Here is a 16,064-nt window from a genome sequence, read left to right as displayed (position 1 = left end):
GGGCACGGGAGAGCTGCCCCGCAGGTGCCGTCACGTCCCTGCGAGAGGCTTCCGCCGTGGCCGGCACGGAGTGCGCAGGGCGTGCAGCCCGGGATTGCCTCTGTTTGTGCACTGCAAAACAGCAAGACGTAGTCAGATTTCCATACAGAAACTGAAGGGCCGAGGGTTTTATGCGCAAGCTTCAGCAGGTCGCGCTCATCGTCGCAGCGGCAGGCGGTCTGTCCGCCGTCACCGCCGGCGTGAGCTCCGCCGACGGTCCGGTCGGGTACAACGGCGCCGCCCCGCCCGCCGCTCCGCAGCAGAACGCCCCCCAGGCAGCTACCTGGTCCGCTTCGCAGGCCACCGCGCACGCTTACGGCTCGCAGGCCGCGCCGCAGCAGGCCGCTCCCCAGCAGGCCGCGCCGCAATCCGTTGCCCCGCAGCAGGCCCCCCAGGTCTCGCCGCAGCTCAACCCGCAGCTGAACCCGCAGCTCTCCCCGCAGGTATCGCAGCTCACGCCGCAGTCCGCGCCGCAGGACCAGAACAACCTCTTCCGGCCGTACCAGGAGTGCAGCCCGCAGACCCTGCTCGACGCCAACGTCCCGGTCGGTGTGCTCGCCGCCCCTCAGACCCGGGGCCTCACCTGCACCCAGGCCAACACTCAGGCCAACGCCTTCGCCACTGCCAGGTAAGGCTGCCGAGCTCGCTGCCGGTGCCCACCGTGGGCCCTTCCCGGGGAAACCCTCGAAGGGCCCACGTCACTGTGCGGCATGACCGGGCGCATGCTGCGCGGCACGGCCGAACAGGTGGTTCGTTCCACGGTGCCGCGCCTGTTCCCGCTCGTCGAAGCCCTGAACTACTGGGGTTCCGGGCGGTTTCCGATTCTCGATCTCAGGGTCCGGCGCGTCGCTGAAGGCTGCCGGATATTTCGTATTAGCCTCCGCAATTGTACCAACTCGGTACATCACAGGTCACTTCGCACAATCTTCCGGAGGAGAAATGCGCAAGCTCCACAAGGCCGCTGTCGTAGCCGCCGCTCTCGGCAGCCTCGGCTTCCTCGGCGCCAGCGCCGGTACCGCCTACGCAGGCGGGCCGGAGGGCGGCTTCGACATCAAGCAGAGCACCTCGTGCAAGTCGCACGACCTGAACGTCGACGTCCTCGGCGAGGTCGGCATCCTCAACGGCCTGCTGGGCAACGCGCTCAACGGCGAGGGCAACCCGGGCGCGCAGTCCACCCACCTGGGCTCCAACATGGGCTGCAACAACAGCGCCTTCTGAGTCACGGGCGGTTTCGCCCGTCATTCGAAGGGGTCCCGGCGACCGAGCTTCAACGGTCGCCGGGACCCCTTTTTGCGTTCCTTCGGACGGTCGTTGACCGCGCGTTCGCGCAGGAACCACGAGGCAGTCAGAGGCAGCGACGACTGCTCGAACAAGACGCCCGCCGAGCAGATCCTCCGCTCCTCCCCCGCGCCCTCGCCCTCGCCATCGCCTTTCGTCACGGTCGCTGCGCGATGCTGATGCGTACGCCGCGAAGGCCAATGCGCCTGCCTGCACGGCCCACCGACCGGCGCGCCGACGCCGTCGATGCCCTATCAGCCCGATGCCGCGCGGCTGGCGGATGGGTGGGGCGTAGGGCGGCGCCGCGTCGAATCAATCGCTGTCGCCACCGACACTCCAAATGATTCATGACGGTGGGCAAATGGGTGACGGTGCATCGGTTCCCGTGACTGGGTCCAGGGAATTCCCGTTGCCCGCTGGGAGGGAACAGCGAACGAGCCTGTGGACCGCCGTCGAAAGGCTCCTTCGTGGTGCTGGTGGCGACAGTCTGCGGCGATCGTGCCGGCCATGGCGCCCGAGCGAATTCGGAGGAGAGGCGATGGGATGCGTCGTCGGAATCGGGGGGCGTGGATGAACTGCGCAGCGGGTGCCGTCGCGTCCCTGCGGGACACCTCCGCCGTGGTCGGCACGCGGTGCGCAGGGCGTGTAGCCCGGGATTGCCTCTGTTTGTGCACTCAAGACAGCAATACGTAGCCAGATTTCCATACAGAAACTGAAGGGCCCAGGGTTTTATGCGCAAGCTTCACAAGGCCGCGCTCATCGTCGCAGCGGCCGGCGGTCTGTCCGCCATCGGCGTCGGCGTGAGCCATGCCGACGCTCCCGTCGGATACAACGGTGCCGCCCCGGAGGCGCCCGCTCCGGCTCCTGCTCCGCAGCAGTACGCCCCGCCGGCGCCCGCTCCGCAGCAGCAGCCCGCACCCCAGCAGCAGCCTGCTCCGCAGCAGTACGCCCCCCAGGCGCCCGCCCCGCAGCAGCAGCCCGCTCCGGCTCCGCAGCAGTACGCTCCGCCGGCGCCCGCTCCGCAGCAGCAGCCGGCGCCCCAGCAGTACGCCCCGCAGCAGAGCGCCCCCCAGGCCACGTCCGCGGCCGCTTCGCAGGGCTACTCGCAGGCGTCCGCCGCTCCGCAGCAGCAGCCCGCGCCCCAGCAGCAGCCGGCGCCCCAGCAGTACGCCCCGCAGCAGAGCGCCCCCCAGGCCACCGCGTCGGCATCGTCGCAGGGCTACTCACAGGCGTCCGTCACGCCTGCCGCTCCGCAGCAGGCCGCCCCCCAGGCGGCTGCTCCGGCGCCGCAGCCGGCCTCGCAGATCGTCCCGCAGGTGGCCCCGCAGGCCGCCCCGCAGGTGGCCCCGCTGGTCGCCCCGCAGGTCGCCGTCCCGCAGGCCGTCCAGCCGCAGTCCCTGCCGCAGGCCGCGCCGCAGGTCAACCCCCAGGTCAACCCGCAGGTCAACCCCCTGATCAACCCGCTGATCTCCCCCGGAGTCCCGCAGGTCTCCCCGGTCGGTCTCGGGCGCCTTGCGGCAGCCCCGGTGGGTCAACTGGACCTGCCCCGGATGTCCTGACCGTTCAAGGACCGTCCGGTGTGCCCGCCTCCCGCTGTGCAGCAACAGCGGAGTTGGGCCCTCCGGCGCCTCGAACGCCTGGCGGAGCCAGTGGTGGACGCCCCATTGGGTCCGCGGTAACCGCCAGGTCTCTGTAGCGCCTTGAGCCCCTCCGGCGAAGCCCGGGTCGTGGCCTGTCACCACCGCGGCGCATCGCATACGGGGCTCTCGTCACCGCACAAGTCAACCACCTACACATCACCTCTCAATCACCGGAGAAGAAATGCGCAAGCTCTACAAGGCTGCTGTCCTGGCCGCCGCCCTCGGCAGCGTCAGCGCACTCGGAGTCGGCACGGCCAACGCCCACGGCGAGCCGGGCCACGACTTCGACGTCAGCCAGGGCACCGAGTGCCGGTCGCACGACATGAACATCGACGTGCTCGGAGCGGTCGGTGTCCTCAATGGCGTGCTGGGCAACGCGCTCAACGGCGAGGGCTCCCCGGGCTCGCAGCCCACCCAGCTGGGCTCGAAGATGAGCTGCGACAACCACGCTTTCTGAGCAACAACAGCCGCGCACGAATCGAAAGGATCCCGGCGCCGAGCCGACAGGCTCGGCGCCGGGATCCTTTCTCTGCTCTTGTGCGGGCCCCGGCCCAGAGGCTGCCGGCCCACCAGGCGGCGACTACGCGTGACAGGCACCAAAGGGATACGCCATGGCGCATCGCGCTGAATGGCGCTGCTGGAGCGACGCCATGACCATCCGTCAGGTCATCGTGCTACGGCTGTACAAGCCGGCCTCTGCGGCCCTCGCGCCCTCTCGTGCGCAGGCCAAACGGTGGATGGCCGGACCTCGATCATTCCGGTCCGGCCATCCACCGATGGAGCGCGTTTCCTACAGGCCTTGGGGCGCCGCTCAGGCCACCCGTCCCGGACCCGCCGAAGAGCCGCGCACACTCGCCTCTGAGCTCAAAGCGCGGGGCGCTGTTCGGAGCCCGGCGCCGAGTTGGAGCAGGTCAGGGCCGGGCCGAGCTGCGTGCTTCCCGGGTTCAGCAGGCCTCGTCCGGGCAGCGTCAGGGGCCTCGTCGGCATGCAGTTCTGCGACTGGTGGATGTTGTACGTACCGTCGTCGCTCGTGTAGTTGGTGTTCCCCGAGGGGCACATGGCACTGCCCTGCACTCCTTGCGCGCAGAGGCTCGCGCCTTCTGCGGCGTACGCCTGAGGGGCGATTGCGCCGGTCACGGCGAGGCCGCCGAGGAGGGCCGTGACGGCTGCGATCTTCTTCGGACTGAACATGTGCTGCGTTCCTTTGTGATCGATACCCGGGGCACCCTGACCGCGAACCGGCCCTCGCCCAAGGGCTGAAGAATGCCGAGAAACAGGCCTGGTGCCCGAGCCTGCGGCTCGGGCACCAGGACCTATCCCGTTACTTGCTGAAGGCGCTGTTGCTGCAGCCCATGCTCGAGCCGATCGGCTTGGTGTCCTGGGCGCCCGGGGAGCCCTCGCCGTTGAGCGCGTTGCCCAACACGCCGTTGAGAACGCCGACCTCACCCAGAACGTCCACGTTCAGGTCGTGCGACTTGCAGCTGGCGGACTGACCGATACCGTAGTGACGAGGCCCGTCACCGGCGTAGGCAGAGCCGGCACCGAGGAAGCCGAGGCTGCCGAGAGCAACGGCCACGACAGCGGCCTTGTGAAGCTTGTGCATTTCTCCTCCGAGAGTTACGCAGTCACGATCAGTGCTTGATCGAGTTCGTGCAGTTGCGGAGGCTAATGCGACATTCTCCCGCAATTGCCGAGCGACGCGCCGAGCACTCCGACCGGGCCGAAGTCACGGCCACCCATGAACAGCCCTGCGCCCGGCAGGCATTGGGCCGCAACAGCCTCAGCCGTCCGCGGTGAATCACCCGTTCGACCGATCGCGCGCGGCAACCCATTCGGCCATGGCACAACACCAACGGGTCCTCCGGGGGGATCGTCACCCCCGAAGGACCCGCGACGAGCGTCGGGGGCGGCTGCCCCGGCGGCCCTAGCGGGTGAAGGCGTGGTTGAACTGACCGCAGGTGGTGCCCCACGTCTGGGGAACGGCGAGAACGCCGACCGGGAGGTTGTTCTCAACTACCGTCTGCGGGCTGCACTCCTGGTACGGACGGAACACGTCATTCGCCCGCGGCCCGGCAGCATCGTGGGCAGACGCGGTGCCGACACCGACGCCGATGGCGGACAGACCGCCGGCCGCTGCTGCGATGAGCGCGACCTGCTGAAGCTTGCGCATGGAACCCTCGGCCCTTCGTTACCTTGCATGGACACCTGATTGCCAGGTGTGATCGTGCGGACACTAGCAGTAGTCACGCGGGGCGTTCCACTCCGATGCGCACCCTATGTCCGTTCACGGTAGGCACCTTTCGCGAGCCCCTGACGTCACCTCTGATGGCGCTCGACCACCCAACGAATCCGAGCGGTCGGGGGCACGCAAGAGGGGGCGAAAGGGTCGACGGCCCCCGAAGCAGTCACATCGGCGGCACCCCCGCACCCCCGGGTGGCATGGCTCGAAGCGCGGCCACCAGGCGCGCACATAAAGCCACCTGACGGACCGTCCGCACGCGAGCGGTGCGCGGCCACCGCGCACGCGCCCCGCAGCGACTTCGACCAGAAGGTGACGTCCGACCGTCACTACAGCCATCTCACACCTGCGGCAAACGGGTGACTGCGCGTCAACTCCCGTGACTCGACCAGGGGGAGGCCTCGTTCCCAGAGAGGGAGCGGCGAATCCGTTCGCGGCGGGATCTCATGGGCGCCTGCCGGCGCGACGGGAGAGTGACGAGGCCTCCCCTCGCTTCAAGCTCGATTCAAGGAGGCCTGGAGTGCGCCGCAGTGGGTGCCGCCGCGGGTCTGCGGGAGAAGGCCCTTCCACGCGCCCGACACGAGGTGCACGGCAGAGCGCAATCCAAGATAACTACTTTTAGTGTGCATAAACTCACACTCAGTAGTTGCACACACCGTCGTTATCCGTTCGCAGCGAAGGATCAGGGTTCCATGGGCAAACTACAACGCGTCGCCATCATCACGGCAGCGGTCGGCTGTCTGTCCACCCTCAGTGCCGGCGTGAGCCTCGCTGACGGGTACGGTTCCGGCCCGCAGGCCAGTGCTTGGGCCGTTTCGCAGTCCGCAGCGGGGGCCGTTGCGCAGGGCGGTGCTCCGCAGGCCGCCCCGCAGGCGGCTCCGCAGGCAGCTCCGGCTCCGCAGGCCGCGCCGCAGGCTCAGGCTCCGGCGCCGGCTCCGCAAGCGGCTCAGCAGGCTCCGGCTCCGCAGGCCGCACCGCAGGCCCCCGCGCCGCAGGCCGCACCGCAGGCCCCGGCCCCGCAGGCGGCACAGCAGGCTCCGGCTCCGCAGGCCGCGCCGCAGGCAGCCGCGCCGCAGGCCGCCTCGGGCGGCCACCGTGACGTCGGTGTCGCGCAGCACACCCAGTGCAGGTCGCACGACCTGAACATCAACATCCTCGGCCAGGCCGGGCTGTTGAACGGCGTGCTGGGCAACGCGCTCAACGGCGAGGGCTCCCCGGGCAAGCAGCTCACCCACCAGGGCTCGCGCATGGGCTGCAACAACGCCGCCCTTCGCAAGTAACGGGGATGGGCCCTGGTGTCCGAGCCATTGGCTCGGACACCAGGGCCCGTTTCGGCATTTCTCCGCCCGGGCGAGGGCCGGTTGCCGGCCATCGCGCCAGGGCATCGATCGCAAAGGAACGCAGTTCATGTTCAGTCGGAAGAAGATCGCAGCTGTCACGGCGCTTCTGGGCGGCCTTGCCGTGACCGGTGCAGTTGCCCCTCAGACGTACGCCGCGGACACCAAGGGGCACTGCAGCCGCGGAGTCCCGGGCAGCAAGGTCTGCGCGCACAAGAGCGAGACCGTCTACACCACCAAGGGCGGCAAGGTCGTCGTCAAGCAGAGCCAGAAGTGCTCGACGGACTCCCGGCAGCGCGTGGAGTGGCCCGAAGCCGGCCTGCTGAACAGGGGCACCACGAAGATCGGCCCCGAAATGAACTGCTCCAACAAGGTGCCGCCGATCAAGGGCTTCAAGCGGCCTCACATCGAGTTGTGAGCCACACGCGTTGATGGCCGGGCCGGGGTTGGACCCCGAGCCCGGCCCTGCTGTTGATGAGTGGAGCAGATCCGACGCACGGGTGGCTTCACCGAGCATCAGCGCCGCTGCGACCTTCTGCTCCAGAGCCGCGTACGCCCGCACGGAAGGTTGCCGCCGGCCACGCCTCACTTACGCCATTGCGTGTGTGGTCCGCATGGCGCAGGAGCGGCGGACAGAGGCTCACCAACGCGCCCGCCCTGCCGAATCCGCGGTGCCGCAGCCCGGTCGCCTCGCATCAGCTGCCCCAGGGCATCCCGGCGCTTTCGCACGGTAGGCGTACCGGCCGGCCCTGCCGCAGGGTCCGTGCTGGGGTAGCCACCACGCGAGCATGGCGGAGGCTCCGGTCGACTGTGGCGGTGGCCAGGTCCTGGGACGCGCTCGTCGAGACGCGTCGACAGACGACGGGGCGCGGCGTGGCGCGGCCTCGAACGGCCAACGCTTGTCGTCTCTATGCAGTCTCGTCCGGCGGGGCGCCCCACCTCGCCGAAGAGCTTCAGACCGCTTCGGATCCGTCGGGCCAAGACTCCGGCTTGGGAACCGTCCGCGCCAGGGCGTCGGACAAGCGCTCCGAGGCTTTCCCCTCTTCGCGACTTCGCGACTTCGAGGTCATCGGCCACAGGAACGGGGGCTCGGCCCCGGAGGTCTTCCGGCCGGGAATCCGGCGGGCTGGGGGCGAGCGGGAAGACTTGCCGCATTTCGCGTTCGTCGGCCGCGGCGGGTCCGGACGCCGGGGCTCTTGCCGCTGTCGCTGCGCCTGAAGGGTGCCCGTGGAGAACACCTAGGCGGATTCCCTGCGTGCGTTGCTGACGGTGCATCATTGGCGCGTCGCGGCGCCTGGTCGGCGGAAGGCCCTGCTGTCACTCGGGAGACGGTGGCTTCTCCCGGGTACTTCACCAGCGGGGCCCTCGCCGACGTGCCGACCGGGCTGCGCCGAGAAGCCGCTTCAGCAGCCCTCGACCCCGATTGCAGCCCGGACGGAGTCATAAAGAGGTCCGGCGCCCGGCCATGTGGCTCGGACGCCGGAACCCGTTCGGTTTACTTGAATGCGCTGTTGTTGCAGCCCATGGTCGAGCCGAGCTTGGTGGACTGCGCACCCGGCGAGCCCTCACCGTTGAGCAGGTTGCCGCCCAGGCCGTTCGCGATACCGACCTCGCCGAGGACGTCGAGGTTGGTGTCGTGCGACGTGCACGAGGCACTCTGCTTGATGTCGAACCGGCCGCCGCCCGGCTCGCCGTCGGCGTACGCAGTGCCGACGCCGAGGAGGCTGACGCTGCCGAGGAAGGCGGCCACGGCAACAGCCTTGTGAAGCTTGCGCATTTCTTCTCCGATGGATTGAGCGGGTGCGTTCTTGGATGTACTGACTTCGTACATTTAGGAAGGCTAATACGAAATGTCCTTGAAGTCGCGCAACGACGCGCCGGGTTGTAAAATGGAGAATTTGCATTTTCCCAGCTCGCGGGGCAGTTCAGGGGTATCCGCAGGCCGGACGAAGTACGGAAGCCGCGTTGTGCTCCACCTGTTCGGCCGCACGTCACCGACTTGTTGGAACCATTGCCCTGCGAGGGCCGGGCCGACGGGTCGTCAGTGCCTGCTCGCCATACGGACGATGGAGCCGCCGCGTCGCGCGCGACCTCCTGTGGCGGTGCCGAGAGCCGCAGCGGGAGAGCTCTCGGTGACCCCGCGGATCTCGGCTTTCCCGACCCTGATGACACCGCGCGGGGCGCGTCGATTTCACCGAACTACGGGAATTTTGAGGGAAGTTCACAGCGCCGGGATACCGCTGTCACACCACCCGCCCCGCCCGGTCGTCCGCCCTGCATCCAGGACGCAGCCGCACAGATGGCGTAGCGCCTTTGGGGTCGCCGTCGCGCAATCAGGTGACCGCTTTGCGCGGGTAACGGAGCCCGCCGTGCAGGGGTGGAAGGGTGAGCGCGCCAACAGAACGCCGCCGTTACACAAGAAAGCAGGAGCCGCCATGCGCCGCACACTCGCCACCCTTCTCGGAGCCCTCGCTCTGGCCGGGGCCCTTGCCGTCCCCGCCCACGCCGATGCTCCCGACACGGGTATCGCCGGAGTCCTGGGCGAGCCCGTGAAGGCCGCCTCCGACGTCGGCCCCCTGACGGTTGGCCAGCTGCCGCTGAAGGCGCTGCTCGGCTGAGGTCCGTCTTTCCCTCCCGGCCAGGACGCCGGTTACCGGGCCGGACACCGGCTGCGTTTGCCGATGTCCGGCTGGTGGTCCGGCACCTTCGCGTGCGCCGGCACAACGGCGCGTGGCAGTGGTCCGGAGTGGGACCCGCGAGGACGTGTCCTTGGGGAGGGGTTCGCGGGGGGCACCCCTCCGGACAGGGGTGCCCCCCGCCCGGACGGCGAGTCGACGTGACGCCTCCGCCTGGCGTGACCGTGTGCGGAGTTCGGTCTCGGCTCTACACGAGTGCGCCGGACCTTTCGGTGAACGCGCCGCGGTCGGCTTCTGAGCCGGCGTCAGGCCGCGCGGTGGTCCGGTTCTCGCGTCGGATCGCCGCCCGCAGGCCGGCCGGTCGAGGCCTCATCCTGCCCCGAAATTCCCGAAGCGATCATCACTGAATTCATCTCTCCATAAAAACGGACTTAGCGTCACTCTTCGGCCCAGTAAGGCCGTGTATCAAGCCGAAAGAGTGATCGAAATGCCGGATTCATAGCTTTCCTCCTCCGGGCTCGTTGTGGCTTGTGCGGCCCACGAATGGGACCGCACCGTCAAGGAGGACTCACGTGATCAAAAAGGTCATCGCCGCTTCGGTTGCCACCGGCGGCCTGCTGCTCGCAGGCGCGGGCACGTCCGTTGCCGACGCCGATGCCCACGGGAATGCCGTCGGGTCTCCCGGCGTCCTGTCCGGCAACCAGGTCCAGGTACCCGTTCACATCCCGGTCAACGCGTGCGGCAACACGGTGGATGTGGTCGGCGCGCTCAACCCCGCGTTCGGCAACAAGTGCAGCAACGACAAGCCGCTGCCGCACCCGAAGGCCCACCACCGTGCTGTCGTGAAGGAGCACAAGCCGGAGCAGCGCCACATCAAGACGCCGATGCACCACCGTGCGCAGGCGGCTCCCGTCGTCGCCCCCAAGGCCCCGGCTCGCCCCCAGCTGGCGCACACCGGTGGGGCGGAGACCGGCATGGCGATCGCGGCCAGCGCCGGACTCCTGGTGGGTGGCACCCTGCTCTTCCGCAGGGGTCGCCGCGCGGCGGTTCGCAACTGAGTAAGAGGCAGTAGCCGTCCGCCGTCAGCGGGGGCGGACCGGACGGGACACACCGCGCAGCGTGGTGTGTCCCGCTCTGTGCTGACGGTGGCACACCCCGGTGGGGCGGTGGCGTCGGCGGGGCGGCCTCGGTGGCCCCACCCGACCTGGCCACCGAGGCGCCACGGCCTTCTCGGCCCGTCGGCCTCGCGTTCCCCGCGGTGTACTGGATTTCCCCACGCCACCTGTGCGGTGACAACGGCCTGCCGATGTCACCGCACTTGTGCGTTCTCGCAGCGCACTGCCGACACCGTGTGGTGGCAGGCGCATATCGCGGGCTGAGTTCCCGGGGAATGAGCGGGTCGGGCTACGTGGTTCGATGTGCTCGGCACGGACGCCGGGTTCGACGCGGCGGAATGTCGCGTCGCTGCCGGCACTTGCGAACACCCGGCCTGCGGAATACGAATGGCCCTCCGCTATCGCGGACATTGAGGCGATGCCTGAGCGGCGCCGTGCCCTGCGGGCCCGGGGCCGCGTATGCGACCGGATCGCTCTTCGCTGCTCCGCCGTTTACCGGAATGCGCGTCGGCTGCATCGCATCCAATATGCCTTTTCGGCGGGCTACTTGAAGGACGCCGCCGACGCCCGAAGGCCGCTCACTTATCACCGCGCGCACGTACCGACGGTGGGTACCAGCGGTCCCTATGCCGCCGGCCCGGGCCCCGGTACCGCATCGGGGTCCGGGCCGGCGACCGGACGTAGGAACTCAGGCGGAAGTCATCGGGGAGTTCGGCGAGTTCCTCTCGTGCCTCTCCCCCGGCTCGCGGCCCTGGGCGACGGGATACCGAGCGGACTTCGGTTCTCGGCAGTCGCCAGGCGCCTTCCCGTCACACGGCGACTTTGCCGTCGACGGCGGATACCAGTGTGCCCACGGTGTCCCGAGAGGTCAGCGGCACCTCTTCGAGGTCGACGTCCAGGCGGTCCTCGATGAGCACGCGCAGTTCCTCCAGCGCCAGGGAGTCCATTCGCAGATTCCGCAGCGGGGTCTCGTACCGGATCTCGGCCTCCGCCACTCCGAATTGCCGGACCAGCAGGTCGTTGACAACTTCTGACGTATTCACGTGGAGCTCCTCCGCTGTTCGTAGGCGTGCTGCCAACTCCCCTTATACGCCTGGGTTCCGAATACTCCCCAACTTCGGGGCCCAATGGAGTGATGAGTGTCGGTGTTCTGATGGCGCGGAGATGGCCCGGTGCCGCGCGGAATGTATGCGGCCCCATTGTTCCGGCAGTTCACCGTGTGCGCGAGCGAGGCGGAGGGGAGAGGCGAGGAGTTCGAGTTGGGGGTCGGTGTCCTCGAATTCGATAGGGAGGGTCGGCGGCTGGGGGCGTGTTTCCTCTGGCTCTGGTGGCTGGGCGAGATCTCCGGCATACGTGCGGGACAGGGGCGCCCGGCTCAGGCGCGGTTCGTGCGAAGCCGTGGCCGGCGGGCCCGGCAGAGGTCTTGCTCGCTCACCATGGTCAGCGCTCACTCCCGGATGTCCGCCCCGGAGGTCGTGCGTAGCGGAGGGGCAGCGTGAACCTTCGCAAGCTTGGCAAATACGGGTGCGAAGATTTGCAGAACGTGGCACGCAGCCACGGTTGATGGCACTCAGTGCCGCTGCCAAAGTCTGAGTACGGCCCGCCGGAACCGGCGACCGTAGCGGGACACCGGGCACGATTCACGCCCTGACGTCGGAGACACCGGCCGTTCCGCGCGGAAGTCCGCGCAACATTGCTCACCTTTGATCGCGCAGGGACCTCCGGCGGGCCTCACCAGAACAGGCACCCAGTGCCATGTTCGCAAACTTTGAAGACACAGGCAGACCCGGGAGACGGTCATGGCACAGGCAAGCACAACGACGGCCGCAGAACTGGCGCAGCGGTGGGCGACCGACGCCCGCTGGAAGGGCATCGAGCGCACCTACACGGCCGAGGACGTGGTCCGGCTGTCGGGCAGTGTCCGTGAGGAGCACACACTGGCCCGGCGCGGTGCCGAGCGGCTGTGGCGGCAGCTGCACGAGCTGGACTACATCCATGCCCTCGGCGCGCTGACCGGCGGTCAGGCCGTGCAGCAGGTCAAGGCCGGGCTGCAGGCCATCTACCTGTCCGGCTGGCAGGTCGCGGCCGACGCCAACCAGGCCGGCCACACCTACCCCGACCAGAGCCTGTACCCCGCCAACTCCGTTCCGCAGGTGGTCCGCCGGATCAATAACGCGCTGCTGCGCGCCGACCAGATCGCCACCGCCGAGGGCGGATCGGACACCACGGACTGGCTCGCACCGATCGTCGCCGACGCCGAGGCCGGCTTCGGCGGGCCGCTCAACGCCTTCGAGCTGACCAAGGCGATGATCGCGGCCGGTGCGGCCGGCATCCACTACGAGGACCAGCTCGCCTCGGAGAAGAAGTGCGGCCACCTCGGCGGCAAGGTCCTCGTGCCGACCGGCCAGCACGTCCGCACCCTCAACGCCGCCCGTCTGGCCGCCGACATCGCCGATGTGCCGACGCTGATCGTCGCCCGTACGGACGCGCTGGCCGCCAACCTCCTCACCAGCGATGTCGACGAGCGTGACGCCGAGTTCGTGACCGGCGAGCGCACGGCGGAGGGCTTCTACCGCGTGCAGAACGGCATGGCGCCGGTCATCGCCCGCGGTCTCGCCTACGCGCCGTACGCGGACCTCATCTGGGTGGAGACCGGGACGCCGGACCTGGCGCAGGCGCGGGAGTTCGCCGAGGCGATCCACGCCGAGCACCCCGGCCAGATGCTCGCCTACAACTGCTCCCCGTCCTTCAACTGGAAGGCCGCCCTCGACGACGACCAGATCGCCAAGTTCCAGCGCGAACTGGCGGCGATGGGCTACCGCTTCCAGTTCATCACCCTCGCCGGATTCCACTCCCTCAACCACGGCATGTTCGACCTGGCGCGCGGCTACGCCGAGCACGGCATGACCGCCTACGTCGATCTCCAGGAGCGGGAGTTCGCGGCCCAGCAGCACGGCTTCACCGCCGTCAAGCACCAGCGTGAGGTCGGCACCGGCTACTTCGACCAGGTCTCCACCGCCCTCAACCCGGCGTCGTCCACCACCGCGCTGGCCGGCTCCACCGAGGAAGAGCAGTTCCACTAGGGATCGCCCGGTCCTCTCCGGGCATCCGGGCGCCGTTTCCGCCCGGCTGTCGGCCCCGTGGCTGCGCGCGTGCGTCCAGCCGGCCCGTGTCCGGGTGAGGACCGGACGACCGTCTCCGTCCGGCCCTCACCGCTCCGCTCCACTCCGCCCGTTGAGGAGATGTGCATGTCCACCACCGAACTCACCAGCCGTGTCCAGGTGCTCGGCGCACCGGGCCGGCGCTTCGAGGAGATCCTCACCCCCGCCGCCCTTGATTTCCTCGGCTGCCTCGCCCATGCCTTCGCCGACCGGTACCGCGACGTCCTCACCGAGCGGCGGCGCCGCGCCCTTCGGCTCTCGTCCGGTTCGCCGCTCGACTTCTCGCGGGCCACCTCCGCCATCCGTGCCGATCCGGACTGGCGGGTCGCACCACCGGCGCCCGGTCTCGCCGATCGCCGGGTGGAGATCACGGGGCCGCCGGAGCGGCGGACGACAGTCGACGCGCTCAACTCCGGGGCTCAGGTGTGGCTGGCCGACTTCGAGGACGCCACCTCCCCCACCTGGGACAACATCATCGGTGGCCAGCTCAATCTGCTGGACGCCATCGAGCGGCGCATCGACTTCACCGCACCCGACGGCACGGAGTACCGGCTCGGAGACCAGCTCGCGACCATCGTCGTCCGCCCGCGCGGCTGGCACCTGACCGAAGACCACCTCCTCGTGGACGGCAGCCCCGTTCCCGCCTCGCTCGTCGACTTCGGCCTGTACTTCTTCCACTGCGCGCAGCGCCAGATCGACGCCGGCTCCGGCCCGTACTTCTACCTCCCCAAGCTCGAGAACGCCTACGACGCCCGCCTGTGGAACGACGTGTTCGTCCTCGCTCAGGATCTGCTCGGCATCCCCCGGGGCACCATCCGCGCCACCGTCCTGATCGAGACGGTGACCGCGGCCTTCGAGATGGAGGAGATCCTCCACGAGCTGCGCGAACACAGTGCCGGGCTCAACGCGGGCCGCTGGGACTACCTCTTCAGCCTGATCAAGACCTTCGCGCACCGCCCCGACTTCTCGCTCCCGGACCGGACGAAGGTCACCATGACGGCCCCCTTCCTGCGGGCCTACACCGAACTGCTCGTGCGCACCTGCCACAAGCGCGGCGCGCACGCCATCGGCGGTATGGCCGCTCATGTCACCAGCCACGGCACGCCGGCCGAGGGGGCCGCGCTGGCCCGGGTGCGGCTCGACAAGGAGCGCGAAGCCGAGGACGGCTTCGACGGAACATGGGTCGCCCACCCCGGACTCGTCCCCTTCTGCCGCGACATATTCGACGGCGTACTGGGCGGGCGGCCCCACCAGATCGACCGCACCCGCGACGATGTGGAGGTCTCGGCCGACGCACTGCTCGCCGTCCGGCGCACCGCGGGACCGCCCACCGAGGACGGCGTGCGCGCCAACATCGCGCTCGCGCTGCGCTACTTCGACGCCTGGCTGCGCGGCACCGGCGCCGTGGCACTGGAGGGGCTGATGGAGGACGCGGCGGCCGCCGAGATCGCCCGTTCCCAGGTCTGGCAGTGGGTGCGGCACGGCGTCGTCGACCGGGACACGGTGCTGGGTCTGCTCGATGAGGAGATCGCCGCCCTGGGCGCCGAGTACCCGTGGGCGCGCGTCGAGGACGTCCGTGCATTGTTCGAACGGACAGCCCTGGCAAGGGAGTTGCCCGCCTTCTTCACGCCGGACGCCTACGCCCGGCACCTCGTGCGGCAGGACGGGGCCACGTCATGAGCACCCCGCCGAAGAGCGCGATCCAGCGGGTCGGAGTCATCGGCGGCGGCCGGATGGGCGCGGGCATCGCCGAGGTGTGCGCCCGCGCCGGACTCGACACCGTCGTCTGCGAGGCCGACGCGACCGCGGCACGCGCCGCACGCGAGCGGATGGCCGTCTCCCTCGAACGCGCCGTCCAGCGCGGCAAACTGGACCGCATCTCGGCCGAGGACGCCCTGACCCGGACGGTGTTCTCCGGCAGCCTCGACGACCTCGCCGACCGCCACCTCGTCATCGAGGCCATCGTCGAGAACACCGAGGCCAAAACCGAGGTCTTCGCCGCCCTCGACAAGATCATCGAGGACGAGGAGGCGATCCTGGCGACCAACACCTCGGCCATCCCCGTCATGCGGCTCGGCATGGCCACCCGCCGCGCGGACCGCGTCCTGGGGCTGCACTTCTTCAACCCCGTACCGGTGCTGCCGCTCGTCGAGGTCGTCACCTCCCTGCACACCGCGCCGGCAGCGGTCGCCGCCGCCGAGGAATTCGTCACCGGCACGCTGGCAAAAACCGTCGTACGGTCCCAGGACCGGGCCGGCTTCATCGTCAACGCCCTGCTCATCCCGTACCTGCTCTCGGCGATCCGGATGGCCGAGTCGGGCTTCGCCACCGCCGCCGACGTGGACGCGGGCATGGAACTGGGCTGCGCCCACCCCATGGGCCCCTTGAAGCTCGCGGACTTGATCGGGCTGGACACCGTGGCATCCATCGCGCAGTCCCTCTACGACGAGTTCAAGGAACCGCTCTACGCGCCGCCGCCGCTGCTCCTGCGGATGCTGGAGGCGGGCCTGCTCGGCCGCAAGACCGGGCGGGGGTTCCACACCTACGACCAGGGCTGAGGGGCCCTGGAGCGCCGGCGGGGCTGAGGGGCTCCGGCAGGTGCGCGGGACGCGGCGCGGA

The 16,064-nt window shown here is 69.4% G+C and carries 15 protein-coding genes and 1 pseudogene; 11 read left to right on the top strand and 5 right to left on the bottom strand.

Annotated features, from left to right (window positions below):
* Positions 1-170: 170 nt before the first annotated feature.
* From ACIRQ7_RS20645 to ACIRQ7_RS20630, 4 genes are all read left to right on the top strand, one after another.
* Positions 171-671, top strand: a complete 501-nt coding sequence (locus tag ACIRQ7_RS20645) for a hypothetical protein (RefSeq protein ID WP_404264147.1) — start codon at positions 171-173, stop codon at positions 669-671.
* 307 nt (positions 672-978) lie between these two features.
* The gene (locus ACIRQ7_RS20640; RefSeq protein ID WP_401471142.1) at positions 979-1,257 is read left to right on the top strand and encodes a hypothetical protein; all 279 of its coding nucleotides are present in this window, start codon (positions 979-981) and stop codon (positions 1,255-1,257) included.
* A gap of 791 nt (positions 1,258-2,048) precedes the next feature.
* Positions 2,049-2,876: a hypothetical protein gene (locus ACIRQ7_RS20635; protein WP_404264145.1), complete on the top strand. Its 828-nt coding sequence runs from the start codon at positions 2,049-2,051 to the stop codon at positions 2,874-2,876.
* A 262-nt stretch (positions 2,877-3,138) separates the two neighbouring features.
* A complete protein-coding gene (locus ACIRQ7_RS20630; protein ID WP_401471147.1) occupies positions 3,139-3,414 on the top strand; it encodes a hypothetical protein in 276 nt (91 codons plus the stop codon).
* Positions 3,415-3,821: 407 nt separating this feature from the next.
* Here ACIRQ7_RS20630 and ACIRQ7_RS20625 read toward each other — a convergent pair whose 3' ends face one another.
* From ACIRQ7_RS20625 to ACIRQ7_RS20615, 3 genes are all read right to left on the bottom strand, one after another.
* Positions 3,822-4,148, bottom strand: coding sequence for a hypothetical protein (locus tag ACIRQ7_RS20625; protein WP_401471150.1), 327 nt, complete (start codon positions 4,146-4,148; stop codon positions 3,822-3,824).
* 130 nt (positions 4,149-4,278) lie between these two features.
* Complete coding sequence (locus ACIRQ7_RS20620; RefSeq protein WP_401471153.1) at positions 4,279-4,560, bottom strand: hypothetical protein; 282 nt, start codon at positions 4,558-4,560, stop codon at positions 4,279-4,281.
* Positions 4,561-4,881: 321 nt separating this feature from the next.
* Positions 4,882-5,127, bottom strand: coding sequence for a hypothetical protein (locus tag ACIRQ7_RS20615; protein ID WP_401471156.1), 246 nt, complete (start codon positions 5,125-5,127; stop codon positions 4,882-4,884).
* A gap of 761 nt (positions 5,128-5,888) precedes the next feature.
* On the opposite strand from ACIRQ7_RS20615, the gene ACIRQ7_RS20610 reads away from it, so the two are divergent.
* Both ACIRQ7_RS20610 and ACIRQ7_RS20605 read left to right on the top strand, forming a co-directional pair.
* Positions 5,889-6,476, top strand: coding sequence for a hypothetical protein (locus ACIRQ7_RS20610; RefSeq protein WP_404264142.1), 588 nt, complete (start codon positions 5,889-5,891; stop codon positions 6,474-6,476).
* Between the two features lie 127 nt (positions 6,477-6,603).
* Positions 6,604-6,951, top strand: coding sequence for a hypothetical protein (locus ACIRQ7_RS20605; RefSeq protein ID WP_401471162.1), 348 nt, complete (start codon positions 6,604-6,606; stop codon positions 6,949-6,951).
* A gap of 1,077 nt (positions 6,952-8,028) precedes the next feature.
* Here the strand turns inward: ACIRQ7_RS20605 and ACIRQ7_RS20600 are convergent.
* Positions 8,029-8,310 (bottom strand): hypothetical protein, encoded by a 282-nt coding sequence (locus tag ACIRQ7_RS20600; RefSeq protein ID WP_401471165.1) that lies wholly within the window; start codon positions 8,308-8,310, stop codon positions 8,029-8,031.
* 658 nt (positions 8,311-8,968) lie between these two features.
* On the opposite strand from ACIRQ7_RS20600, the gene ACIRQ7_RS20595 reads away from it, so the two are divergent.
* Together ACIRQ7_RS20595 and ACIRQ7_RS20590 are read left to right on the top strand one after the other, a co-directional pair.
* Entirely contained in the window at positions 8,969-9,151 is a 183-nt protein-coding gene (locus ACIRQ7_RS20595; RefSeq protein ID WP_404264139.1) for a hypothetical protein, read from the top strand.
* A 590-nt stretch (positions 9,152-9,741) separates the two neighbouring features.
* A pseudogene (locus ACIRQ7_RS20590) lies at positions 9,742-9,969 on the top strand (chaplin); the annotation flags it as partial.
* Positions 9,970-11,093: 1,124 nt separating this feature from the next.
* Here the strand turns inward: ACIRQ7_RS20590 and ACIRQ7_RS20585 are convergent.
* A complete protein-coding gene (locus tag ACIRQ7_RS20585) occupies positions 11,094-11,327 on the bottom strand; it encodes an acyl carrier protein (RefSeq protein ID WP_401471171.1) in 234 nt (77 codons plus the stop codon).
* Between the two features lie 756 nt (positions 11,328-12,083).
* Here ACIRQ7_RS20585 and aceA point away from each other — a divergent pair.
* The 3 genes from aceA to ACIRQ7_RS20570 all read left to right on the top strand — a co-directional run bounded on the left by aceA (position 12,084) and on the right by ACIRQ7_RS20570 (position 16,003).
* Positions 12,084-13,367, top strand: a complete 1,284-nt coding sequence (aceA, locus tag ACIRQ7_RS20580; RefSeq protein WP_404264136.1) for an isocitrate lyase — start codon at positions 12,084-12,086, stop codon at positions 13,365-13,367.
* 165 nt (positions 13,368-13,532) lie between these two features.
* Positions 13,533-15,125 carry a malate synthase A gene (gene aceB / locus ACIRQ7_RS20575; protein WP_404264134.1) on the top strand — a complete coding sequence of 531 codons (1,593 nt, stop codon included), beginning with the start codon at positions 13,533-13,535 and terminating at the stop codon, positions 15,123-15,125.
* Positions 15,122-16,003: a 3-hydroxybutyryl-CoA dehydrogenase gene (locus ACIRQ7_RS20570; protein WP_404264132.1), complete on the top strand. Its 882-nt coding sequence runs from the start codon at positions 15,122-15,124 to the stop codon at positions 16,001-16,003. The genes aceB and ACIRQ7_RS20570 overlap by 4 nt, the downstream gene beginning before the upstream one ends.
* Positions 16,004-16,064: the final 61 nt, after the last annotated feature.

The organism is Streptomyces sp. NPDC101393 (assembly GCF_044767385.1).
In the GTDB taxonomy this organism is placed as follows: domain Bacteria; phylum Actinomycetota; class Actinomycetes; order Streptomycetales; family Streptomycetaceae; genus Streptomyces.
This window is presented reverse-complemented; position numbering and strand designations above follow the sequence as displayed.